Genomic DNA, 20,952 nt, shown 5'->3' on the forward strand with positions numbered 1-20,952 from the left:
CTACGTCGGAAGCGATCCGGTGAACTTTACCGACCCAACCGGGACGCAAGCAACCGGATGCACGCTCGTGGTCGGCAGCTATACAATTTATGTCTGGGACGAGAACAGGGACGGCATCGGCTAGCCGACCGAGCCGCTTGCGTTTGCACGCCCGAACTTTGTGCCTGAATGCCCGGCTGCCGGTACCGCCGGCCTACAAAAGGGGGCTCTTTCGGGCGAGATATTGGTCGTTGCTACTAAGTTGCAAAGTGGACTGCTTGATGATCTGAAAGATGCGTATTGTTCGCTCCCCTCATTTGGCGGTGGTGTAACCGGCTCAGGCTATGCGGGTCTTGGGGGCGGAGTTACTGGCGAAATTGCGTTCGATCCAAACACCGGGCGAATTTCTATTTCCGGTGGTCTCAATGTAGGTGTTGGAATTGGGTTCTCGACAGCCGTGACCTGCAATGCAGGACGAGGCGTATCAAGTGATCGAGTTCCTGATATTCAGGTCATTCTTCCTGTTCATTCCGGCTGCTCTGCTGATTTTACTTCTTCTGACGCTAAGGTGCAGCAACTGCGGCACGGCAATCTACGACCACAGGATCGCGCCTTACGTAAGGGGGTTCGATCTCGAAGTGCTGGACAAATGCCCCGTCTGCGAAGAGCGGATGCTAGCTCATCAGCAGAAAACTACTGATGGCTAGGCCGCGCGGACGAATTTGAGCCAGTATCTGACGGTGGCGATATGGACCATGCTCATGAAGCTGGCGGGAAGCTGATCGTAGCGGGTGGCAATGGCACGGTTGATTTTCAAACGGCCGAACATGCGCTCGATGCCGTTGCGTTGCTTGTAGAGCGTCCGGTCATGGTCGATCTTCACCCGGCGGTTTGAACGTCCGGGAATGACAGCCTGAATGTTGCGGCTCGCAAGGTCTACGCGGATGGCGTCGGCATCGTAGCCCTTGTACGCCAGGAGCGCCTTTGGCGCCTGCTCCGGCAACGCGATCAACGTGTCATAGGCCTTGCAATCCGCTGCTTCGCCGACGGTCAGGTGGAAGGCGAGTGGTCGTCCTCGGGCGTCAGCCAGACAGTGAAGCTTACTGGTGATGACGTGACCCTCAGCTTTCCTCCAGCTGGGATTAGAGCCGGGCGGTTGTTTTGCGCATGAGCGCGGTTGAAGCAATGGGCGGCGTAGCGGAGCCCGTAGGACGTAGCGGAGCAGACCATTGCTTTTGCAGTTCGGCGGCGAACGCCGCCGGCGAAGCTCCGCAGCGATAACGGTGAGCAGGCAATGCTGTTGTGGCGGCGGCGAGGCAAGCGCGCGTTCGATGGCCGAACAGTAGGCCAACTCTGACCGCAGGGCGGCATTCCCATTGCGATGAGAGCTGATAGAGTGATCGCTGATGACGGGGCGGACTTCGGAATGATGACATCTCACCGTAGATCGAGCGGCCCGAATGCTTCGCCAGCTGCCCTTCTTCTGATCACGTTGGCCGGATGCGCCAAACCTCCGGTTACTATCGATCAGATCGCCGAAATCTCGGCGTGCTCAACCTCCGAGAAACTGCTATCTGGTCGACGAACGCGGTCGATTGCAAATGATCTCGCGCTCGACGGGTGATCATTCGCGGTCAGCAGCACTATGCTTAGAGGATGCAGAGCTCGCAGTCGTCTCCAACGAAAATACGGATCATTCCGGCATGTTCACCGGGCGCTGCCTCAAGGGTGGGAAAGCGACCGGGCAGGTTACCTTCTGGTACTTTCCAAATGGCCATTATGATCTCACGATCGAAGATTGCGGCGCGACCGGATGCGCGGACGGTCGGTTCTGGCCAATCTGATCGTGGTGCGCTGACCGGCAGTACGCAAATGTCTTGTTTCATCTAGCCACGCACACCAGGTCCGCGCACGTGCATATCCGAGGCTAGATGTCGAACAGGCCATAATTTGAACCTCTTCAGCTCATTTATTTACTTTTGACATTGCAAAATACGAGCGCTTGGAGTGAAGGCGCTATGATAGAACAAAAATTCTTCGTGCGGTGGATAACGCTTGTGCGTGCGACGACTAGACCGTACATCTGATCGATAAATCGGGTGCGGTTCAGATGCCGCAACGAGATACAAAAAGAGTGAGTCGTCCTTTGGGGGAGGCGATTGTCCATGCGTGTTGCCGTTGGATTGGCTGGGGCCGCGGGTGCGCTGCTTATTTTGGGTGCGGCATCTACCACCGCCTTCCCTAAAAAGGCGCTTGCCGAGGAAGAGCCATCGGCAGAGTTTCCGCGGTCTGATTTGCCGCACGCGGACATTCCTCAGCGGTCCGATGTGCTCCCAACATTGGATCGCGAAGGTGCTCCGTCGGGGCCCAAAGATTTGTCGACCGGCTCCAACCCAGCTTTTGCGGATCTCTTCAGCGCATCCCTTGCCAGTTTGGGTGACCGAATCGACCGAGAAGGGCAGCTTGTGGCAGAGCAGGGAGGTCATGCCGCGGTTGAAGCCTTCGCACCCGATACGACCCAGTTAGTGGTCGGCCAAATGACGCAATTGGACAGGAAGTGCCTCACCGCCGTAGGTCAGATAGGTGCAGCGGAAACAGCCCGTCTCGCAAGGCCGGAAAATCTGGCGATCCTGTCTGCAGGCGAACGCGCGAAGGCGCACGAGATCGCCACCAGCTGCTTCTCCTATCCATTTGCAGATTCCTCACACCCCCTCTCCGACTTCGTCAAAGAGAGAGCGGCAATTCTCGTTCGCAAGCACACCAGCGGGACGACCGACTTCTGTTCTGCACTGATGTTGAGCGATAGGACAGTCGCAACCGCACGCCATTGTCTTTTTCACAAGGGTGTCGGGCTGCAGCTTGGTAACCTCTCCGTCCAGCGGATTGGGCCGGGATCGGGGCCGTCGATCCCCATTGCGTATGACGCGGCTTATTCTGCGATCCGGAGCGTCCACGATGTTCAGTTTACTATGGCGGCAAATCCGCCGGCTGACGTCGGCGATGATTTCGCTGTGCTTCGACTCGAAGCGCCGGTCCCGGGCCTAGCGCACCTCGCAACCCCCTATGCGAACGATAGCGATTTGACTCAGGGGAAGCGTGTTTACCAGGCTGGCTTCCAGTGGCTCGCGAGCTTCGGGACGACGGCATCGCCCGGATCGACGCAGTTCTTTCGCGACAGCTATGTCGTCGATAGCAGCCCCTACTGCCGTGCCATCAAGGTCAGCAACGGCTGCATAGTGCAGGGCTGCCAGTCCCTGGCGCAAACCAGCGGCGCCGCACTGATCGTCGACAGCCCGGAGGGTTGGAAGCTCGCAGGAACGCTATTCGGCGAATCAAAGTGGATCGGTGACGAGACCAAGACCTGCTTCGACGGCTCACCCTCGTCACAACAGGAGAACGCCGCAAAGTTCGTAAATCTGTCGTCACGCGCACGTTGAGGGGGGGTAACTATATGAACTATCCGAGTCTCATTGCGACTGTCGCAGCAGTGGCCTTGGCCAGCGGATCGACTTCCGCCGCTGCGGAGGGCACGCTCGAGGGCGCAAGCCTCACCACGACCGACACAATCGAAAACGGACGTCCCTGCCCACGCAGCAGCTACAGGCTCAGCCAGGGCGGGTCCAGCGAGGCGCTCGGATTGGTGCTCGGCGGATTGCTCACCACCTTCGCCAGCAAAGCAGTCGACGGATTTATTGGCTGGCTGGAGAAACGAAAGGATCGCCTTGATGGCACGCGCTCAGCCACGTTCACTGGGGAATTCTACGATCCGAACGATGGCAGCCTCAACGCCAAATGCTTTATATTCACTGCTGGAACCTTCGATAATTCGGGCATCGTGAACCCCAAGGTCTACGCGGAATTCGTTCCGGTCATATACGATGATACCACGTACACCTTGAAGCCCGTGTTCCTATCCTACCGCGATACCGTTGCGGAGGCGCGTAAGAAAGCAAAGTTTACATCGTTCGCCATTACGGTGAAATACAACACCCCTAAGTCAAAGAACGATAAGGGGGAGATCAACAGCTTCGAGATTTCGGATGGTGCGGCATTCACCTATACTTTTGGTAAGTTAGTCCGCGGAACAGAGCTAGACTACAAGGCGTTGGAGGGCGCGGCAGCCGGACTCGGTGCACTAGCGCCCCGGGTTACGGGCTCGGCAGGTGGCGCGTCAGTGCGCCCCATTGCCTATCAGATGTCAGCGGTTTGGAGCGAGACGGCGGAACCGTCTCCGCTTTACACAGCCGCAGTGGGCTCCCTGTCCGATAACAAGGCTACGATCGGCGAAGAGATTGGCAATGCAATCAAGGAAGTGTTGGGGAATGTAGCTGGCGATGATGACGCCAGAAGAGAGGGTGACTAACGCTGGTGACGAGGGCGGCATGCTGCTGTTCAGCGCCTCACGCGGGTCAAGTTCAGCATCCCCGAACTGATTACAGTAGGCGCAGAAAAGCCCGTGCGGCGGAAGGCCGAACGTTGACTTTCCACCAAGTCCAATCCTCGCTGCGCGCACCGCCAAACGCTTCCTGGCCCGGTCGTATGCCATCTATCGGAATCTGCGGCACGGTTCCAACGTCAAGCGCTTTTCATATTTCTTTGGCCCTTATAGGAGGAAGGTCCTTCCAACGCTCGCGATCCCTCTTGGATTGAACGTCGCGCTGCTGCCGAAGTTGGGCTGTGCAGAACGTCCTTAGGGGATGTTCGGTGTCTCGACGCTCCCAGTTCCGGAACTCGTCCCAACCTATTCCTTCGACGATGCACGTGCGACGAGGAAACGGTTCGATTACCTCATCATCGAAATAGAATAGACGTTCACCGCCTTCCAGTTCGACGACTCCGGATCTCCAACGAAAAACGGGCATCGCGAAGGTCGCGATCACATCATTCTCAGTAGCGCGAAAATGATCGATGGCCGCTTCGACATCGAAGGTGCCTGCTCCTGGATCGGAATGTTCTATGACCACCGCTCGTGCGCCATCGATGCGGCCTGATTCCGCGAACACGGCGTAGCCTTCCTCCGCAAAGCTTGCCTTTAGATCTGCAATGGCAGACAAGTCCGGGGCCGGATTTTCACAATTAGCACCAGGCAAGGTCGTCCAAAGCATCGCTTTCGTTCCCCTGCGAGCAGGGTAGTTCAGACCGTCAGCACGCATCTCAAACCGGCATGCCAGTATCTTTTCCGTTTGGGCGCTTCTAAAGAACGGATGAAATATCCGACCACACCGCGAGGACTTGCTGCGTAGACCAGCAGCTTATCACCCAGTCTGCCCGCTTGCTCAGTGTGCAGGTAAGGTTCTTCCCCGAAGCCTCTAACCCCTTCAGCGGCCAAGACCTTGATTTCGCCGATCAGCTCTCGCAGCCGGGCGTCGTCCGGACGTGCCGCGGAAGAGCGAAGACGCTCCTGATCGACGATAGGAAGTTCGAACTCGACGAGTTCGCTCGAAATTGCCTGAGATTCAGCGGCTGCACAGGATGATGCAAGCAAAGCGAAAGACGCGCCCAACAACTTGAGAAGTTTTGTAGTCGGGTTGCCCATGGGCAACGTATGCCAGCGATCGGAGAAATTTAAAGTACCCGCGAACGCCTCGGGCTGCGCTTCCGGCACGGTGGGCACCCGATCTTCGCTATCGGATGTCGCGGACGGTGTTCGACTGGCGTCAGTTCAGCGATCGGGCGCCGCGAGATCGGGGCTAGTTGCTCAAGAAGCCAATTCGCCTTCGACGTTGTGGCCACCGCACGGCCCTCAGCGACCATCTTGTCGATGTACTCCTTGGCGATCTCGCCAAACGTATTCGCTGCGCTGAACTGAGCAGTGAGCTTCTCCCTCTGGCGCTCTGCCGACGGATCGACGTCTCTGATCTGTTGCCGCGGTTCGTCCCGCTTCCGACGAGCCTCGGCGAGACCGACTTCAGGATAAACTCCCAGCGCAAGGCGCTTCTCCTTACCCGCGTGACGATACTTTAAGCACCAGAGCTTCGAGCCGCCGGGCCGGACCTCGATATACAAGCCGCGCTCATCGGCGCGTTTGTACGCACGGCTGCCTGGCTTGAGATTGCGAAGCTCAACATTGGTAAGTGGCATGATCTCTCATCCCGAATCGTTCTCCTTGGACCGGGAAGGCACCTTGCCAAATCACCCACGGCACGCGGGGGCACCGATTGCCTGAGATCAGCTCAGACACCTTCAGACCGGAACAAGCGAAAAATGGCAGAATTCTGCCATTCTGTCGATCGTTCCAGGATGTCGGGAGAAGAACAGATGGTGCCCAGAAGAGGACTCGAACCTCCACGGGGTTGCCCCCGCCGCCACCTGAAGACGGTGCGTCTACCAATTCCGCCATCTGGGCACACTGGCGATCCGGATCGTCGCGGTCCGGCTCGCGGGTAGGGGCGCGCCACTAGCGAAGAGGCGGGGGCCTTGTCAACGACTTCGAGGCGTTGCGGACAGGGCTGTTGCGGGACCGGGTGCATTGGGGCAAGGCGGTGGGAGATTCGCGAGAACCGGTAGAACGAACGGCAAGGCAATGGCGGCACACGATCCTCTGAACGGCAAACTGGTGGCGATGACCGGCGGCAGCGGGTTCTTCGGCCGGCACGTGGCGCAGTCGCTGCTCGAGCGGGGCGCCCGCCTCAGGATTGCGAGCCGGCATCCCCAGAAGGCGTTCTCGCTCCGCCCGCTCGCCCAACTCGGCCAGATCGAGTTCATGCCCTGCGACGTACGCGATCCGGCGAGCGCCGCCGCGGCGGTGCGCGGGGCGGACGCAGTGGTCAATCTCGTCGCCGCATTCGAAGGCGACCTGATGAAGCTGATCTGCGGCGGGGCGCGCAATGTCGCCGAGGCTGCGCGCGAGGCGGGCGCGGGCGCGATGGTGCATATCAGCGCGATCGGCGCCGATGCCGAATCGACCGCCGAGTACGCCCGGGCCAAGGCGCTGAGCGAAGAGGAAGTCCTCGCCGCCTTCCCCGGCGCGACGATCCTGCGCCCCTCTATCCTGTTCGCGGAAGACGACGGCTTCGTGCAGATGCTGGCCGGGCTGATCTCGACCCTGCCGGTGCTGCCGGTGTTCGCGCCGCGCGCCAGGCTGCAGCTCCTGTTCGTGGACGATGCCGCGGATGCCGTCACGGCGGCGCTGGCCGACCCCCGGAAGCACGGCAGCAAGACCTACGAGATCGCCGGTCCCGAGGCGATCGAGATGATGGATCTGCACGAGCGGATCGCGGCCGCGCAGGGCAGACAGCGGCACTTCATCGCCATGCCCGATGCGCTCTCCGCGGTATTCGCGGCGCTGCCCGGCACGCCCATGAACGGCGATCAGTGGAACCTGCTCAGGCAGGGCAACGTGCCCTCGGGCACCTGTCCGGGCATCGACAAGTTCGGTGTTCACCCGCGCCCGCTCGCACTGTTCCTCGACCGCTGGATGGTCCGCTATCGCAAGCACGGCCGCTTCTCGGACCGCACGCGAGGCGCTGTCTAGGCCCTGGGCCCTAGACTTCCTTTGGCGGAGCGGTTCCCTCGCCCGCCAGCAAGGTCAGAGGTTCGACCAGCAGGATGGAGCCGTCGCTGCCGATGATGCGCACGCGGGCGCCGGCGGCGATATCGGGGCCGCGCGCAAGCCATTCGCTGTCGCCGTGGCGGACGCGTCCGCTGCCCCCGTCGAAGGCCTGGGTGACCACGGCCGTCTCCCCCACCATCCGGCCGCCGCGCTTGTTGAGCAGCGGATCGGCACCGACGATCGGCTTGTCGCGCAGGAAGCGGCGCGCCGAGAAAGCGAAGATCAACGCGAGGAAGACGAAGTCGATCACCTGCGCGGCGACCCCGAGGCCGAGGAAGTAGGTCAGCGCTCCGGTGACGAGTGCCGCCGCGGCGAGCCAGATGAGATAGACGCCGGGCACGAGCAGTTCGAGCGCGGCGAGGGCCAGCCCGATGGCGATCCAGATCCAGTGCGGATCGAAACTGTCGAGCCCGTTCACCGGCTATCCCCGGCGTTCGCCGCTGGGCGGCACGCTCGCGCGCGGAGCGCGTTCGCGCTGCTGCGGCAGCGGGGTTCCGGTGTCCGCGCTGCCGGCGGTCACGTTGCCTTCGACCGGGCCGATCGCCTCGCGCACGAGTTCGCCGATTCCGCCGAGCGAGCCGATGAGCTGCGTCGCCTCGACCGGGAAGAGGATCGTCTTCGCGTTGGGGCTGGTGGCGAACTTGCCGACGGCCTTGGTGTACTCCTGCGCCACGAAATAGTTGATCGCCGCGTTGCCGCTCTGCGCGATCGCATCGGAGACCATCTGGGTTGCCTTGGCTTCCGCTTCCGCCGCGCGCTCGCGCGCCTCGGCGTCGCGGAAGGCGGCCTCGCGCTTGCCTTCGGCCGAGAGGATCGCGCTCTGCTTCTCGCCCTCGGCGCGCAGGATACGGCTCGCCCGGTCGCCCTCGGCCTCGAGGATCTCGGCGCGCTTCAGGCGTTCGGCCTTCATCTGGCGGGCCATCGCCTCGGAGATGTCGACCGGGGGGCGGATGTCCTTGATCTCGACCCGGGTGATCTTGACGCCCCAGGGCGAGGTCGCGTGGTCGACCACCGCAAGCAGGCGGGCGTTGATCTCGTCGCGCTTCGACAGGGTTTCGTCGAGGTCCATCGAGCCCATGACGGTCCGCAGATTGGTGGTCGTGAGCGCCATGATCGCGGCATAGAGGTTGTGCACCTCGTAGGCGGCCTTGCCCGCGTCGAGCACCTGGAAGAAGACCACCGCGTCGACCCCGACCATGGCGTTGTCCTTGGTGATGATCTCCTGCCCGGGGATGTCGAGCACCTGCTCCATCATGTTGACCTTCTGTCCGACGCGGTCGACGAACGGGATGATCAGATGCAGCCCGGGCTCGGCGGCGAGAGTGAACTTGCCCAGCCGCTCGATCGTGTAGACGTAGCCCTGCTTGACGACGCGCACCGCCATCAGCAGGAAAATCACTGCCAGCACCAGCAGCATGATCAGGGCGATGCCCATCGCGCTCTCCTTCCCCCTCAGGTGCGCCCATCGTATCAGCGGACCGAACCGGGGCAAGCGAAACCGAGGGGCTCGGCGCGTTACCTTTCGGCAAGGTTTGCGCTCTAGCCTCGCGGCAAAAGCATGAACCGGGGGCGCGCGTGATCGAAATCGAGGTTCAGAACGAGACGCACCAGACGCAGGAGCGCTTGCGGTTCGCCTCGGTCCCCCGCATCGGCGAGGGCATCCGCCTGCGCGAACCCGACGGATGCTGGGCTTCCTACGACGTGCTCGACGTGTGGTACCAGAAGGCCGAGTTCGGCGACGTCTGGATGCCCTACCTCCACGTCTGCATGACGCCCAGCGAACAGCCTGCGGCGGCCGATCCGATCGCACCGCCCGCGTATTCGCCGTTCGGCGAACCGGCCCCCGCCCGCCTGCGCTCGCCCGTCTGGGGCGAGGAGGAGGTGCCGCCATTCACGGGTTGATCAAACGCAACGTGCCGCCCGGGGGCAAGACGGCGACGGAGGATGCGGCCCCGCTTCGGCCGCCCGCCGAAGCCGCCGCACCCGCCGCACCGGCCGACCCCACGCAACGGATCGTCGACGAGGCGAAGACCGCCTATGCCGCGCGTCATGCTCAGGCGCGCGTCCGCCGCTGTCTGGTGGTCGACGATTCGCGCATGATCCGCAAGGTCGCGCGCCGGATCGTGGAGGATCTCGGCTTCGAAGCGGCCGAGGCCGAAAACGGCGAGGAAGCGCTTGCGCGCTGCAAGGCGACCATGCCCGATCTCGTCCTGCTCGACTGGAACATGCCGGTGATGAGCGGGATCGAATTCGTCACCCGCCTGCGCGCTCTCCCCGCCGACCGCGCGCCGCGGGTGGTGTTCTGCACTTCGAATTCGGGCGCCGTCGACATCCACAAGGGGATCGAGGCCGGCGCCGACGAATACGTGATCAAGCCGTTCGACGAAGCGACGCTGCGGGCGAAGCTGCGCAATATCGGGCTGAGCTGACGGAGTAGGGGAGTCCCCGCGCAGGCGGGGACCTCAGGCCACTGGCGCTCCGTCTGCTTGGAAGAGGGAATACCCCGAGCGGGACGCCAACTGCCTGAGGTCCCCGCCTTCGGGGGGACTCGGGCAGAGCGAATGCAGGCCTGTGGCAAATAGCTCTTGACAGAATAACCCATTTGGTTATACACTCGCCCCGCCAGCCCATGCTGGTCAGCGACGGGGGCGAGGCGTGTACGCGTCACGCAGTGCGCTTCGTCCAAACGGCCGGTGCCTCGGAGGAGCTAGTGACCTTCGAGAAAGCACCTCTGTGCCGGGATGCGAGGAATACCGGCATGTTCTCTCGCGGTGGGCCTCAACGCCGCGGACCTGAGGATATGTCCGGCGGAGGCGGCAAGCGCGAGCCCTGGCCGCATCTGCCTCGCGTCCCCGAAGGGCCGAGCGGAAGGTTGCCGTAACCCCTTCTGCCGTTCGCAACGATGTTACCAAGGCAACCCTGTGACGCCCAGGTGGCAATCCTGTGATGCCCAGGCGGCACCGGCCGATCCCGTCCGCTTGCCTACCCTCCCGGCGCAACGTCCGCACTCGCCAGCGGATGATGGCGGGTGCCCGGGCCTCTCCTCCTTCCCGAGTCCCCGCGCAGGCGGGGGTCTCAGGCCACTGGCGCTCCGCCCGATAGCACGAGGCCCCAGCCTGCGCTGGGGATCGGGAGGTCATAGCCACGCGTCTGTCCCCGCGCAGGCAGGCGTCTCAAGCCACTGGCGCTCCGCTATCTGCCTGAGGTCCCCGCCTGCGCGGGGACTCATGCGGGGGATCAGCCCAGCGCTTCCTTGTAAAGCTCCAGCAGGTTCGCCCAGGCCCGTTCGGCCTCGGCTTCGACATAGGCCGGAGAGTCGGGGACGGTCCAGCCATGGTCGCCCGCATAGACTTCCACTTCGGCCGGGCGGCCCGCCGCCTTCGCCGCTTCGCGCAGGATCTTCTTGTGGTCGGGCGCCTCGGCGGCGTCGTCCTGGGCGATGGCGACAAGATAGCTGGCCCGGGTCTCGTCCAGCAGGTTGTGCGGGCTCATCGGGTCGTCGCCGCGCACCAATCCGCCGCCGTGGAAGCTCGCCGCCGCCCGTACGCGGCCGGGCACCCCTGCCGCGCTCCACATCGTAAACGGCCCGCCCATGCAGTATCCCTGCGTGCCCACGCCGCGCTCCGCATCCACCGCGTCCTGCGCGTCGAGCCAGGCGACCGCGGCCGCGGCGTCGCGCATGATCGCCTCGGGCGTCAGCTTCTCGCGCCAGGGGCCGACTTTCTGGAAACCGCCGTTCGCGGCGAAGTCGGCGAAATCCTCGAACTGCTGTCCGGCGACGTCGCGGTAGTAGGGGTTGGCCACGAAGACCGCGTAGCCCTGTCCGGCGAGCCGGCGCGCCATATTTCGCTTCACCTCGCGAATCCCGGCGATATCGGGCCAGAACAGCACCGCTGGCGCCGGGCCGGAGACCGGATGGACGAAGAACCCGTCCATCGTCCCGTCGGGGGTTTCGAAAGCGACCGCTTCTTCGGCCATCGCCGGCAGGGTCGCCTCCCGGTCGTCCCCCGAACCGGATTCCACCGGCGTGCACGCCGCCAGTGCGGCCATCCCGCCGAGCGCGCCGAACTGCCGCCGGTTGAGTCCCTCGCGCGCCCAGCGGGCGAGCTTCTCTTCATCGCACATAACCGTTTCTCCCAGTCGCGTCGCCGCATGGTGCGCGGCGGGCGCCCGACATGCAAGACCACGGCCATCCGAACCCGATTGGGCGTGTGCGATCCACGTGGTAGGTTGCCGAGAAAGACCGATTCTTACCGGGAGAGAGCACAGTGAACGAACAGACGACGATCAGCCGCGAGCAGCTCGAATATTCGCAGACCGCCAAGGAGTTCCTCGCGCGCAAGCCGCAGCTCTTCATCGGCGGCGAATGGGTCGACAGCTCCCACGGCAAGACGCTGGCGGTCGAAGACCCCTCGTGCGGGCGCGAGGTGGCGCAGATCGTCGATGCCTCGGACACCGACGTGGACCGGGCCGTTTCCGCCGCGCGCACCGCGTTCGACGACGGGCGCTGGTCCGACCTGCCGCCGATGAAGCGCGAGGCCCTGATCCACCGGCTCGCCGACCTGATCCAGCGCGACGCCGAGCTGCTTGCCGAGCTGGAGGCGATCGACAACGGCAAGCCCAAGACGATGGCACAGGCGGTCGACGTCAACGGCGCGATCTCGATGCTGCACTATCATGCGGGCTGGGCGAGCAAGCTCGGCGGCGAGATGATCGAGCCGGCGAACGCGCCGCGCGGCGTGTTCCACAGCTATACCCGGCGCGAGCCGGTCGGCGTCGCCGCCCAGATCGTGCCGTGGAACTTCCCGCTGCTGATGGCGGTGCAGAAGATCGCGCCCGCGCTCGCGGCGGGCTGCACGCTGGTGCTCAAGCCGGCGGAGCAGACCAGCCTGACCGCGCTCAAGCTGGCCGATCTGGTGGCCGAGGCGGGCTTCCCGGCCGGGACGGTCAACATCGTCACCGGCCTCGGCGAGACCGCCGGCGACCGCCTGGTGCGCCACCCGGACGTCGACAAGGTCGCCTTCACCGGCTCGACCGAAGTCGGCAAGATCATCAACCGCACCGCGACCGACAGCCTCAAGCGCGTCACGCTCGAGCTGGGCGGGAAGAGCCCGGTGATCGTGCTGCCCGACATGGACCCGGCGGTCGCCGCGGGCGGGGCGGCCAACGCGATCTTCTTCAACTCGGGCCAGGTCTGCGTCGCCGGCAGCCGGCTCTACGCCCACCGCGACGTGTTCGACCGCCTGATCGAGGGCATTGCCGAGACCGCGCCGGCCTGGGCCCCGCGCCCCAGCCTCGACCCGCAGGCGCGGATGGGCCCGCTGGTGAGCCACGAGCAGTTCGAGCGCGTGATGGGCTATATCGAGGCGGGCAAGAAAGACGGCGCGAGCGTTGCGATGGGCGGCGACGCGGCCCCTTCCAACGGCGGCTACTACGTCAACCCGACCGTGCTGGTCGACGTCAACCCGTCGATGAGCGTCGTGCAGGAGGAGATCTTCGGCCCGGTCGTCGTAGCGCAGCGGTTCGACGACCTCGACGATGTCGCCCGGCAGGCGAACGACACGCTCTACGGCCTCGGCGCGGGCATCTGGACGCGCGATGTCGGCGCGTTCCACAAGCTCGCGGCCAAGATCAAGTCGGGCACCGTCTGGGGCAACTGCCACTCGATGCTCGACAGCGCGCTGCCCTTCGGCGGCTACAAGCAGTCGGGCATCGGCCGCGAACTCGGCAGCGAGGGCGTGAAGGCCTATACCGAACTCAAGACCGTGATGCTGCAGCTCTAGGGTGTATCGACATTCAGCCCTGACGGCCTGCAAACGGCGGCTTGCCGCGCTTCCGGTGCTCACGGGCAGCAAGCCCGCTGCGCTCCGGGTCACGGAAAACCACCGTTTTCGGCTCGCCATCTTCTGAATGTCGATACACCCTAGTGCCGGCACCACCCGGAAGGGCGCGTGTGGGACGCGCACGAAAAAAGGGCGGCCGAGCCTTGCCCGACCGCCCTTCCGTCACGCAGGGGACGGAGGAAGGCTAACGGGGGGACCCGTCGCCCTGCGCTTCGGAGCCGCTATCGGCGGCAAGGCTTCCGCCGCCCGCGACCAGTGCATTGCCGCTGGCGGTGAGGTCGGCAGCGGGGATCGTCGCGGTGCCCTCGCGGGTGGCGACGAGCGCCTGCCGCACGCGGCCCTGCTGGTCGGCGACGACTTCGCTGACGGTGCCGACCTGCGTGCCATCCGGGCTCACGACCGGCATCCCCGGCGCGACGGAGAAGGCCCCGTCGGCCGCAGCGGCAGCGCTTCCGGCTGCCGCCAGCATCGCCGAGCCGAGACCGGCTGCGCCGGACGCGGCGGCCGAACCTGAGGCCGATCCGCTGCTCGCGGCCGAGGCGGCGAGATCGCTCGCCAAGCTGGCCGTGCTCGCGGCGCTGCCGCGAACGGTGGCAACGCCTTCGCCCGCTGTCGAGACGCCCCGGGCGGCCAGGTCGCTCGCCGCATCGGTGCCGACGAGCTGCGCGTTGGCGCTACCCGAGCCCGAGGCGCTGCCCGAGGCGGAGGCACCGCCTGTCGTCGAGCCCGCGGGGCCGTCGAGCAACTGCGAAGCCGTCGCGTCGAAATCGGCATCGAGCGACCGGTCGACCGAGACCTCGCCCGAACGGGTATCGACGCGCTGGTCGCCCCGCGTGCGGACATCGCCGCGAGTCGTGGTGCGGGTGGTCGTGCGGATCGAGTCGGTCGAGGTGCGCAGGGTCGAATCGACCGCGCCGCTCACCGTGCCGCCGAGACCGCCCAAGGCACCGCCGCTGCCGCCAAGGAGCTGCGCGTGCGCCGGGGGCGCGGCGAAGAGCGTGAGAGCCGAAGCTGCGAGAAGAAGGTTCTTCATGGCATGTCCCTTTCTGTCTGGCGAACGCGGAAAGGGGGGATGCGTTCGCTCAAAGGGAAAACGGATGCGGTGCGCCGCTTAATCCATCAGCCGCCGGATTTTTTCGGTACGCCCTTGCACGCACCGCAGACGAGGCCCCGGCCGTAGGTGTCGTCGTGGCCCTCACGGCCGAGGTCTTCGGCCTCCGCGTCGAGCGCGGAGCGCCACGCGTGCCCCTGTCCGATCGCGCGCGATACGCGGGCGGCAACGAGAGGCGTGGCGAAGGACGTGCCGCGCAGGCCGACTCGCTTGCCCCTGGCATCGATGCCGTGGATGTTCGCACCGGGCGCGGCGTAATCGAGATGGAGCGCGCGGCCTGCCTCTATCAGCGCGCGGCGCCGGCCGTCGACCGCCGTCACGGCGACCACGCCATCGTAGGAGGCAGGATAGGCCGGCGGCGCCGCAGGCCCGCCGTTGCCCACGGCCGCGACCACGACCACGCCTCTGCGCCGGGCGGCCTCGATCGCGCGTTCGAGCAGCGGATTGCGCGGCCCGACGAGGCTGATCGTCACCACTTTCGAGCCCGTGCCGACCAGCCAGCCGAGCCCCTTCGCCATGGCCAGCGCATTGCCGCCCGCCTGGTCGGTGCCATAGACGTCGGCGACGCGAACCGGGCCGGCGCCCGCGTGGACGAGCAGCGAGGCGATCGCGCTGCCATGGTTGCTGGGATAGGGCGCGCCTTTCGCGAACCCGCGGATTGCGGCAACCGGCACGGCCTTGCCCGGGGCGCCGTCGATCATGCCGACCGGTGCTCCGCTTCCGCTGCCGGCGGCCGTGGCGGCGAGGACGAGCGGCGCGCCCGCAGTGTCGCCCGACTGGAAGTGGAGATTGTCCGGCGCCACCGTCGCCTCCGGCATCAGCCTTGCCAGAGCACCCTCGGCATCGGCGAGATCCATTCCCTCGGGCACGCGTAGCCGCACGACCGTGAAACCGAGGCCTTCGACCTCCTCGCGCGAGAGAAGCGCGAACCCTGCCGCTTCGCCCGCCGCGAGCGCCGCAGGCGAGGCGTCCATCACCAGAATCTCCCCCCGCCGCGCCGGCGCGCCGCGGGCATCGCGCTCGATCACATCGCGATGCCGCCGCACCAGCCGGTCGATCGTTCGCACGCGGTCCCGCGCGAGCTTCTCGACCGTGCGCTGTGCTTCGTTGGTCGTGCGATCGAGCACGTCCGTGGTGGCATCGAGCACGCCGCCGACATCCGGAACCTGCACGCCCGGCAGCGCAATCTGCGCCGACAGCGGAGCCGCGATCATCGCCAGAACCGCGGAAATGAGGAAAATTCTGCGCATTCCTGTCGTTTGTCTCCTAAACGCGATTAAGCATGGATGAAACGTGCGAGATCATCCGTTTAATCCGTGGAAGGCAGAGACGCTGAGCACGACGTTCGAACAGGACTTGCTGGATCTGCTGCCCCGGCTGCGCCGTTTCGCGGCCGGGCTGGCCGGCAATCCTGCGGACGGCGACGATCTCTGCCAGATGGCGCTCGAGCGCGCGCTCGCCAACCGGTCCCGGTGGCAGGAGGGCACGCGGCTCGACAGTTGGACGTACAGGATCATGCGCAACATCTGGATCGACGAGGGCCGCGCGGAGAGTCGCCGCAGGCAGACCTTCGTGGCGGAGGAGGCCGGTGCGACCCAGGGCGGAGAGGGCGCGCAGGAAGCCGCGGCCGAGCTGTCCTATGTCGACCGCGCGATGCAGAAGCTCCCGCCCGATCAGCGCGAGGCGGTGCTGCTGGTGATGGTCGAGGGCTATGCCTACAAGGAAGCGGCGGAGATCGTCGGCTGCCCGGTCGGCACGCTCAACTCGCGCCTGGTGCGCGGGCGCGACGCGTTGATGGCGATGCTGGGGGAAGCGCAATGACCGTGACCAGAGAGGAACTCGCGGCTTTCGCGGATGGCGAGCTGACCGGCGAGCGTGCGGCGCAGGTCGCCGCCGCCGTCGCCGCCGATCCCGCGCTGGCGGGCGAGGTCGAGGCGCACCGCGCGCTCCGGGCGCGGCTGGCGGATCATTACGCGCCGGTCGCCGCGGCGCCGGTGCCGGATCGCCTTGCAGCCCTGCTGGCCCGGCCGCAGGAGGCCGAGGTGGTCGATTTCGCCGAGGCGAAGGAACGGCGCGAGGCGCGGCGCGGAATCCCGCGCTGGGGCTGGATCGTGGGTCCGGCGCTCGCCGCCTCGCTCGCGCTGGTGCTGCTCCTGCCGGGAAGCGGCGGGAACGATGCGGCCTACGCCGACCCGCAGCTCGCCGGGGTCCTCGACAGCCGCCTGGTGGCCGAACAGGCGCCCGGAGCGGATACGCGCGTGCTGCTGAGTTTCCGTGCGCAGGGCGGCGAGTTCTGCCGGGTCTTCAGCGGCGAAGGCGGCGGCGGGATCGCCTGCCGCGACCGGCAGGGGTGGCGTCTCGAAGCTCTCGGCGAGGGCAGCGCCGGCGCCTCGACCGACTATCGCATGGCGGGAGCGAGCGACGCGGCTCTCCTCGCCCGCGCGCAGGAGATGGCGCAAGGCCCCGCCCTTGACGCCGAGGCGGAAGCGGCAGCGCAAGCGAACGACTGGCGTGGAGCCTCGGCACGGTGAAGGCGCTGGTGCTGTTGGTGCGCTGACAATCCGCTTCGGTGCCGCTAGGGTCCGACGTTCAGGGATTGGACGAGGGACTTCTACGATGCGGAAACTGGCGGTTCTGGGCGCGAGCCTTCTGATGCTTCAGGCGCAAGCCGGGCTGGCGCAGGATCAGGATCAGGATCAGCAGGCGCCACAAGAAGCCTCCGCTCCGGGGAGCTCGGCGGAGCAGCGCCCCGACACGGCCATGCCCGGTTCCGCCGTCGGCACGGACCGCAGCGGGCCCGAGCGGCGCTTCACCGGCGCGGACCTGTTCGACCTCGCCATCGCCGCCGATCCGCAGATCAGCCCCGACGGGCGCCACATCGCCTATGTCCGCCGCTCGAACGACATCATGTCCGACCGGGCGGTGAGCACGATCTGGCTGATCGACACCCGCACCGGGGAGCAGGTGCCGATCGCCGGGCGCGGTGGGGACGCCTTCTCGCCCCGCTGGTCGCCCGAGGGCGACCGCCTCGCCTATGCCTCGACCGAAGGCGGCAGCCCGCAGCTCTGGGTGCGCTGGATGGAGGGCGGGGAGGCCGTGCGCCTTACCGGCCTACCGACGAGCCCCTCGAACCTGACCTGGTCGCCCGACGGCCGCTCGATCGCCTACACAATGCTGGTCAAGCAGGAGGGGCCGAAGCTCGGCGCTGCGCCTGCGGACAAGCCCGAAGGCGCCGAATGGGCGGAACCGCTCGAGGTCCACGATCTGCTCACTTACCGCGCCGACGGGCAGGGCTATATCGAGCCGGGCTTCGAGAAGATCTTCGTCATCCCTGCCGCCGGCGGTGCGCCACGCCAGCTCACGTTCGGCCGCTATCATGACGGCGGGCCGCTGAGCTGGTCGCCGGACGGCAGCACGCTCTACTTCGGCGCCAATCGCAACGCCGACTGGCAGACCGACCCGCTGGAGGGCGAGGTCTACGCGCTCGACGTGGCGACCGGCGGCCTTACCCGCCTGACCGAGCGCGACGGGCCCGACGGCAATCCGCTCGCCTCGCCCGACGGGAAGCTGATTGCCTACCTCGGCTTCGACGATGCTTTGCGCGCCTACGAGAACAGCAACCTCTACGTCATGAACCGCGACGGATCGGGTCGCCGCAACCTGACTGCCGATCGGGACTTCAGCGCCGACCGCATCGCCTGGGATGCCGACGGCCGCGGCATCTACGTCCAGTACGACGAGAGGGGCGAGACCAGGGTTGCGCGCGTCGGTCTCGACGGTTCGGTCCGTGACGTGGCCGAGGGACTGTCGGGCGGCGGGCTCGACCGTCCGTACACCGGCGGCAGCTTCTCGGTCGCGGCGGACGACAGCATCGCCTTCACCGGCGGAACCCCGACGCGCCCGGCGGAAGTGCAGATCGCCCGCGGGGGCGAGGCGCGCATGCTGACCGACCTCAACCGGTCGCTGCGCGAAGTGAAGGCGCTCGGCCAAGTGCGCAGGATCACCGCCGCGTCGAGCCACGATGGACTTGAGATCGACGGCTGGCTGACCCTGCCGCCCGGCTATGTCGAAGGGCAGCGCGTGCCGCTGATCCTGGAAATCCATGGCGGGCCTTTCGCCGCCTACGGCCCGCATTTCTCGACCGACAACCAGCTCTATGCCGCCGCCGGCTACGCCGTGCTCTCGGCCAATCCGCGCGGTTCGACGAGCTACGGCGAGGCCTTCGCCAACGAGATCGACAAGGCCTATCCCGGTAACGACTACTTCGACCTGATGAGCATCGTCGACCGGGCCATCGCGCTCGGCATTGCCGATCCCGAGGCATTGTTCGTCACCGGCGGCTCGGGCGGCGGCGTGCTGACGAGCTGGATCGTCGGCAAGACCCACCGCTTCAAGGCGGCGGCGACGCAGAAGCCGGTGATCAACTGGACCACACAGGCGCTCACCGCCGACGGTCCGGCGTTCTTCGGCCGCTACTGGCTCGGCGCGCAGCCGTGGGAGGATCCCGAGACCTACTGGCGCCTCTCGCCGCTGTCGCTGGTCGGCAATGTCGAGACGCCGACGCTGGTCGTGGTCGGCAGCGAGGACTACCGCACGCCGGTCAGCGAATCCGAGCAGTACTACACCGCGCTGCGCCTGCGCGGCGTGCCGACGGCGCTGGTCAAGGTGCCCGGCGCCAGCCACGGAGGCATCGCCGCGCGCCCCTCGCAATCGGCCGCCAAGGCTTCGGCCATCCTCGCCTGGTTCGCGCGCTACCGCGAGGGCTGGGAGCGGCCCGCCACGGCGGCGGACTGAGGCACGGGCGGAAATTTTTCGCCCGCCCGTACGGAACTCCGTTCGCCGCGCATCGTGCCTGGAATGGGGGGCGTAGAAGCGTGCCGTGAGCAGACAGAGCCGCGAAAGGATCATGGCCTGGGTGGGGAGCGAGATCCTTCCCCACGAGGCCGATGTGCGCGCGTGGCTCCGCCGCACGCTCGATCCTGCCGACGTCGAGGATGTCGTGCAGGAAGCCTATTGCCAGATCGCGCGGCTGGACGACATCGGCCACATCCGCAGCGGCCGCGCCTATTTCTTCACCACCGTGCGCAACGTCGTCCTCATGCAGCTCAGGCGGGCGCGCGTGGTGCGGATCGATTCGGTTACGGAAATCGACAACCTGAACATCGTTCTGGATGAACCGTCGCCCGAACGGGTGGCGGGCGGTCGCCGCGAGCTCGAGCGCGTGCGGCGGCTGATCGAAGGACTGCCCGAGCGATGCCGGAGAATATTCGAGCTGCGCAAGATCGAAGGCCTGCCGCAGCGCGAGGTGGCCCGCCGGCTGGGGGTGACCGAGCACGTGGTGGAGAACGACGTCGGCAAGGGCCTCAAACTGATTCTGCAAGCGATCGCGGAGGGGGAGCGAAGCGCCGAGCAGGCACTGACGGAAATGGGACGAGATGAGCGAGCGCGAGACAGCACAGGCGATCTCTGATTGCGCGGCCGAGTGGGTCGCCCGTATCGACCGCGAGGGCGGCGATGCGGCCGTGCGTGCCGAGCTGGAGGCCTGGCTCGCCGGCGACGAACGCCGCCGCGGCGCTTATTTTCGCGCGCAGGCCGCCTGGCGCATGCTCGACCGCGCGAGCGTGCTGGGTGCGGGCCAGGCTCCGTCGGAAGAGACCGTGCCCGATGCGCCGCAGGGCTCGGGCGAGGACGAGATCACTCCGCCCGCCGCCGATCATGGCCGGGGGCTGCCGCGCCGCCGGGTCCTCTGGGGCGCCGGTGCCGCCATTGCGGCGAGCCTCGCAGCCGGTCTGGTTCTCCCCGGAATCCTCCAGCCGCCTTCGCAGCGGATCGAGACCGCACTGGGCGAGATCCGGCGCGTCCCGCTGGAGGACGGCTCACTCGCGGCGGTTAACACGCAGTCGGCGCTGGAGGTCACGCTGACGCCCGAACTGCGCGAGATCGAGCTGGCGCGCGGCGAGGCCTGGTTCCAGGTCGCCAAGGATCGCACGCGGCCGTTCGTGGTCGAGGCGGGCGATGTCCGGGTCAAGGCCGTGGGCACCGCCTTTGCCGTGCATCGCACGGACGGCGGGGTCGACGTTCAGGTCACCGAAGGTGTGGTGGAGGTCTGGCGCGAAGGGCAGGAAGCGGCGGTCCGCCGCGTCTCGGCCGGGATGCGGACCTCCCTTGGCGAGACCACCGGCACGCCGCGTATCGTGGCCGCCGGTGACGAGATCGACCGTGCGCTCTCGTGGCGTACGGGAGAGCTCGTCTTCGAAGGCGACACGGTGGCGGAGGCCGCGGCCGCGTTCAACCGCTATAACGCGGTCCAGCTCGAGATCGCCGATCCGGTGCTGGGGCAGGAGAAGATGATCGGCCGCTTCCGCACCAACGAACCCGATGCCTTCGCCCGCGCGGCGGCGGCGCTGCTCAATGCGCGGGTCGAGGCCGGACCCGACCGGATCGTGCTATCGCGAAAGTGAAGGAAA

The 20,952-nt window shown here is 66.3% G+C and carries 21 protein-coding genes, 1 tRNA gene and 1 pseudogene; 12 read left to right on the forward strand and 11 right to left on the reverse strand.

Annotated elements, in window-relative coordinates:
• Nucleotides 1-160 precede the first annotated feature (160 nt).
• Nucleotides 161-679: a hypothetical protein gene (locus ETX26_RS00005; protein ID WP_129522685.1), complete on the forward strand. Its 519-nt coding sequence runs from the start codon at nt 161-163 to the stop codon at nt 677-679.
• A 3-nt stretch (nt 680-682) separates the two neighbouring features.
• On the opposite strand, the gene ETX26_RS00010 is transcribed toward ETX26_RS00005, so the two are convergent.
• Nucleotides 683-1,165, reverse strand: a complete 483-nt coding sequence (locus ETX26_RS00010) for an IS5 family transposase (RefSeq protein WP_225425429.1) — start codon at nt 1,163-1,165, stop codon at nt 683-685.
• Nucleotides 1,122-1,247 (reverse strand): annotated as a pseudogene (locus ETX26_RS00015) (IS3 family transposase); the annotation flags it as partial. The pseudogene ETX26_RS00015 and the gene ETX26_RS00010, both read right to left, overlap by 44 nt.
• 897 nt (nt 1,248-2,144) lie before the next feature.
• Here ETX26_RS00015 and ETX26_RS00020 point away from each other — a divergent pair.
• Both ETX26_RS00020 and ETX26_RS00025 read left to right on the forward strand, forming a co-directional pair.
• A complete protein-coding gene (locus ETX26_RS00020; RefSeq protein WP_129522686.1) occupies nt 2,145-3,416 on the forward strand; it encodes a trypsin-like serine peptidase in 1,272 nt (423 codons plus the stop codon).
• Nucleotides 3,417-3,430: 14 nt separating this feature from the next.
• A complete protein-coding gene (locus ETX26_RS00025; protein ID WP_129522687.1) occupies nt 3,431-4,342 on the forward strand; it encodes a hypothetical protein in 912 nt (303 codons plus the stop codon).
• A 223-nt stretch (nt 4,343-4,565) separates the two neighbouring features.
• Here ETX26_RS00025 and ETX26_RS00030 read toward each other — a convergent pair whose 3' ends face one another.
• The 4 genes from ETX26_RS00030 to ETX26_RS00045 all read right to left on the reverse strand — a co-directional run bounded on the left by ETX26_RS00030 (nt 4,566) and on the right by ETX26_RS00045 (nt 6,325).
• Nucleotides 4,566-5,084, reverse strand: a complete 519-nt coding sequence (locus ETX26_RS00030; RefSeq protein WP_129522688.1) for a hypothetical protein — start codon at nt 5,082-5,084, stop codon at nt 4,566-4,568.
• Between the two features lie 29 nt (nt 5,085-5,113).
• The gene (locus tag ETX26_RS00035) at nt 5,114-5,515 is read right to left on the reverse strand and encodes a hypothetical protein (RefSeq protein WP_165271665.1); all 402 of its coding nucleotides are present in this window, start codon (nt 5,513-5,515) and stop codon (nt 5,114-5,116) included.
• Nucleotides 5,516-5,544: 29 nt separating this feature from the next.
• Entirely contained in the window at nt 5,545-6,060 is a 516-nt protein-coding gene (locus ETX26_RS00040) for an Arm DNA-binding domain-containing protein (RefSeq protein ID WP_129522690.1), read from the reverse strand.
• A gap of 178 nt (nt 6,061-6,238) precedes the next feature.
• Nucleotides 6,239-6,325, reverse strand: a tRNA-Leu gene (locus ETX26_RS00045).
• A gap of 177 nt (nt 6,326-6,502) precedes the next feature.
• Here ETX26_RS00045 and ETX26_RS00050 point away from each other — a divergent pair.
• Nucleotides 6,503-7,453 carry an NAD(P)H-binding protein gene (locus ETX26_RS00050; RefSeq protein WP_129522691.1) on the forward strand — a complete coding sequence of 317 codons (951 nt, stop codon included), beginning with the start codon at nt 6,503-6,505 and terminating at the stop codon, nt 7,451-7,453.
• Between the two features lie 10 nt (nt 7,454-7,463).
• Here the strand turns inward: ETX26_RS00050 and ETX26_RS00055 are convergent, their stop codons facing one another.
• The gene (locus ETX26_RS00055; RefSeq protein WP_129522692.1) at nt 7,464-7,949 is read right to left on the reverse strand and encodes an NfeD family protein; all 486 of its coding nucleotides are present in this window, start codon (nt 7,947-7,949) and stop codon (nt 7,464-7,466) included.
• A gap of 3 nt (nt 7,950-7,952) precedes the next feature.
• Nucleotides 7,953-8,966, reverse strand: a complete 1,014-nt coding sequence (locus tag ETX26_RS00060; RefSeq protein ID WP_129522693.1) for an SPFH domain-containing protein — start codon at nt 8,964-8,966, stop codon at nt 7,953-7,955.
• A 140-nt stretch (nt 8,967-9,106) separates the two neighbouring features.
• Here ETX26_RS00060 and ETX26_RS14395 point away from each other — a divergent pair, with 140 nt between their 5' ends.
• Together ETX26_RS14395 and ETX26_RS14400 are read left to right on the forward strand one after the other, a co-directional pair.
• Nucleotides 9,107-9,433 (forward strand): hypothetical protein, encoded by a 327-nt coding sequence (locus tag ETX26_RS14395; protein WP_263853340.1) that lies wholly within the window; start codon nt 9,107-9,109, stop codon nt 9,431-9,433.
• The gene (locus tag ETX26_RS14400; RefSeq protein WP_318531639.1) at nt 9,430-9,960 is read left to right on the forward strand and encodes a response regulator; all 531 of its coding nucleotides are present in this window, start codon (nt 9,430-9,432) and stop codon (nt 9,958-9,960) included. Before ETX26_RS14395 ends, ETX26_RS14400 begins: the two co-directional genes overlap by 4 nt.
• 808 nt (nt 9,961-10,768) lie before the next feature.
• On the opposite strand, the gene ETX26_RS00075 is transcribed toward ETX26_RS14400, so the two are convergent.
• Nucleotides 10,769-11,656, reverse strand: a complete 888-nt coding sequence (locus ETX26_RS00075; RefSeq protein ID WP_129522695.1) for a dienelactone hydrolase family protein — start codon at nt 11,654-11,656, stop codon at nt 10,769-10,771.
• Nucleotides 11,657-11,799: 143 nt separating this feature from the next.
• Here ETX26_RS00075 and ETX26_RS00080 point away from each other — a divergent pair, with 143 nt between their 5' ends.
• A complete protein-coding gene (locus ETX26_RS00080) occupies nt 11,800-13,314 on the forward strand; it encodes an aldehyde dehydrogenase family protein (RefSeq protein ID WP_129522696.1) in 1,515 nt (504 codons plus the stop codon).
• Between the two features lie 244 nt (nt 13,315-13,558).
• Here the strand turns inward: ETX26_RS00080 and ETX26_RS00085 are convergent, their stop codons facing one another.
• Both ETX26_RS00085 and ETX26_RS00090 read right to left on the reverse strand, forming a co-directional pair.
• Nucleotides 13,559-14,407 carry a PRC-barrel domain-containing protein gene (locus ETX26_RS00085; RefSeq protein WP_129522697.1) on the reverse strand — a complete coding sequence of 283 codons (849 nt, stop codon included), beginning with the start codon at nt 14,405-14,407 and terminating at the stop codon, nt 13,559-13,561.
• An 86-nt stretch (nt 14,408-14,493) separates the two neighbouring features.
• Nucleotides 14,494-15,735: a S8 family serine peptidase gene (locus ETX26_RS00090; protein WP_129522698.1), complete on the reverse strand. Its 1,242-nt coding sequence runs from the start codon at nt 15,733-15,735 to the stop codon at nt 14,494-14,496.
• An 82-nt stretch (nt 15,736-15,817) separates the two neighbouring features.
• On the opposite strand from ETX26_RS00090, the gene ETX26_RS00095 reads away from it, so the two are divergent.
• The 5 genes from ETX26_RS00095 (at nt 15,818) to ETX26_RS00115 (ending at nt 20,946) form a co-directional block, all read left to right on the forward strand.
• Entirely contained in the window at nt 15,818-16,306 is a 489-nt protein-coding gene (locus ETX26_RS00095; RefSeq protein ID WP_129524066.1) for an RNA polymerase sigma factor, read from the forward strand.
• Nucleotides 16,303-17,016 (forward strand): anti-sigma factor, encoded by a 714-nt coding sequence (locus ETX26_RS00100; RefSeq protein ID WP_129522699.1) that lies wholly within the window; start codon nt 16,303-16,305, stop codon nt 17,014-17,016. The genes ETX26_RS00095 and ETX26_RS00100 overlap by 4 nt, the downstream gene beginning before the upstream one ends.
• A gap of 85 nt (nt 17,017-17,101) precedes the next feature.
• Entirely contained in the window at nt 17,102-19,279 is a 2,178-nt protein-coding gene (locus ETX26_RS00105) for a S9 family peptidase (RefSeq protein WP_129522700.1), read from the forward strand.
• A 112-nt stretch (nt 19,280-19,391) separates the two neighbouring features.
• Nucleotides 19,392-19,955 carry an RNA polymerase sigma factor gene (locus ETX26_RS00110; protein WP_129522701.1) on the forward strand — a complete coding sequence of 188 codons (564 nt, stop codon included), beginning with the start codon at nt 19,392-19,394 and terminating at the stop codon, nt 19,953-19,955.
• Entirely contained in the window at nt 19,921-20,946 is a 1,026-nt protein-coding gene (locus ETX26_RS00115; protein ID WP_129522702.1) for a FecR family protein, read from the forward strand. Before ETX26_RS00110 ends, ETX26_RS00115 begins: the two co-directional genes overlap by 35 nt.
• Nucleotides 20,947-20,952: the final 6 nt, after the last annotated feature.

Source organism: Pelagerythrobacter rhizovicinus, from assembly GCF_004135625.1.
In the GTDB taxonomy this organism is placed as follows: Bacteria; Pseudomonadota; Alphaproteobacteria; order Sphingomonadales; family Sphingomonadaceae; genus Pelagerythrobacter; species Pelagerythrobacter rhizovicinus.

Excerpts from the sequence above, each read along its gene's own strand:
- ETX26_RS00030 (WP_129522688.1), bottom strand. The coding sequence starts at position 5,084 with ATGCTTTGGACGACCTTGCCTGGTGCTAATTGTGAAAATCCGGCCCCG.
- ETX26_RS00060 (WP_129522693.1), bottom strand. The coding sequence starts at position 8,966 with ATGGGCATCGCCCTGATCATGCTGCTGGTGCTGGCAGTGATTTTCCTG.
- ETX26_RS00085 (WP_129522697.1), bottom strand. The coding sequence starts at position 14,407 with ATGAAGAACCTTCTTCTCGCAGCTTCGGCTCTCACGCTCTTCGCCGCG.
- ETX26_RS00075 (WP_129522695.1), bottom strand. The coding sequence starts at position 11,656 with ATGTGCGATGAAGAGAAGCTCGCCCGCTGGGCGCGCGAGGGACTCAAC.
- ETX26_RS00105 (WP_129522700.1), top strand. The coding sequence starts at position 17,102 with ATGCGGAAACTGGCGGTTCTGGGCGCGAGCCTTCTGATGCTTCAGGCG.
- ETX26_RS00100 (WP_129522699.1), top strand. The coding sequence starts at position 16,303 with ATGACCGTGACCAGAGAGGAACTCGCGGCTTTCGCGGATGGCGAGCTG.
- ETX26_RS00050 (WP_129522691.1), top strand. The coding sequence starts at position 6,503 with ATGGCGGCACACGATCCTCTGAACGGCAAACTGGTGGCGATGACCGGC.
- ETX26_RS00110 (WP_129522701.1), top strand. The coding sequence starts at position 19,392 with ATGGCCTGGGTGGGGAGCGAGATCCTTCCCCACGAGGCCGATGTGCGC.
- ETX26_RS00115 (WP_129522702.1), top strand. The coding sequence starts at position 19,921 with ATGAGCGAGCGCGAGACAGCACAGGCGATCTCTGATTGCGCGGCCGAG.
- ETX26_RS00025 (WP_129522687.1), top strand. The coding sequence starts at position 3,431 with ATGAACTATCCGAGTCTCATTGCGACTGTCGCAGCAGTGGCCTTGGCC.
- ETX26_RS00035 (WP_165271665.1), bottom strand. The coding sequence starts at position 5,515 with ATGGGCAACCCGACTACAAAACTTCTCAAGTTGTTGGGCGCGTCTTTC.
- ETX26_RS00040 (WP_129522690.1), bottom strand. The coding sequence starts at position 6,060 with ATGCCACTTACCAATGTTGAGCTTCGCAATCTCAAGCCAGGCAGCCGT.
- ETX26_RS00090 (WP_129522698.1), bottom strand. The coding sequence starts at position 15,735 with ATGCGCAGAATTTTCCTCATTTCCGCGGTTCTGGCGATGATCGCGGCT.
- ETX26_RS00020 (WP_129522686.1), top strand. The coding sequence starts at position 2,145 with ATGCGTGTTGCCGTTGGATTGGCTGGGGCCGCGGGTGCGCTGCTTATT.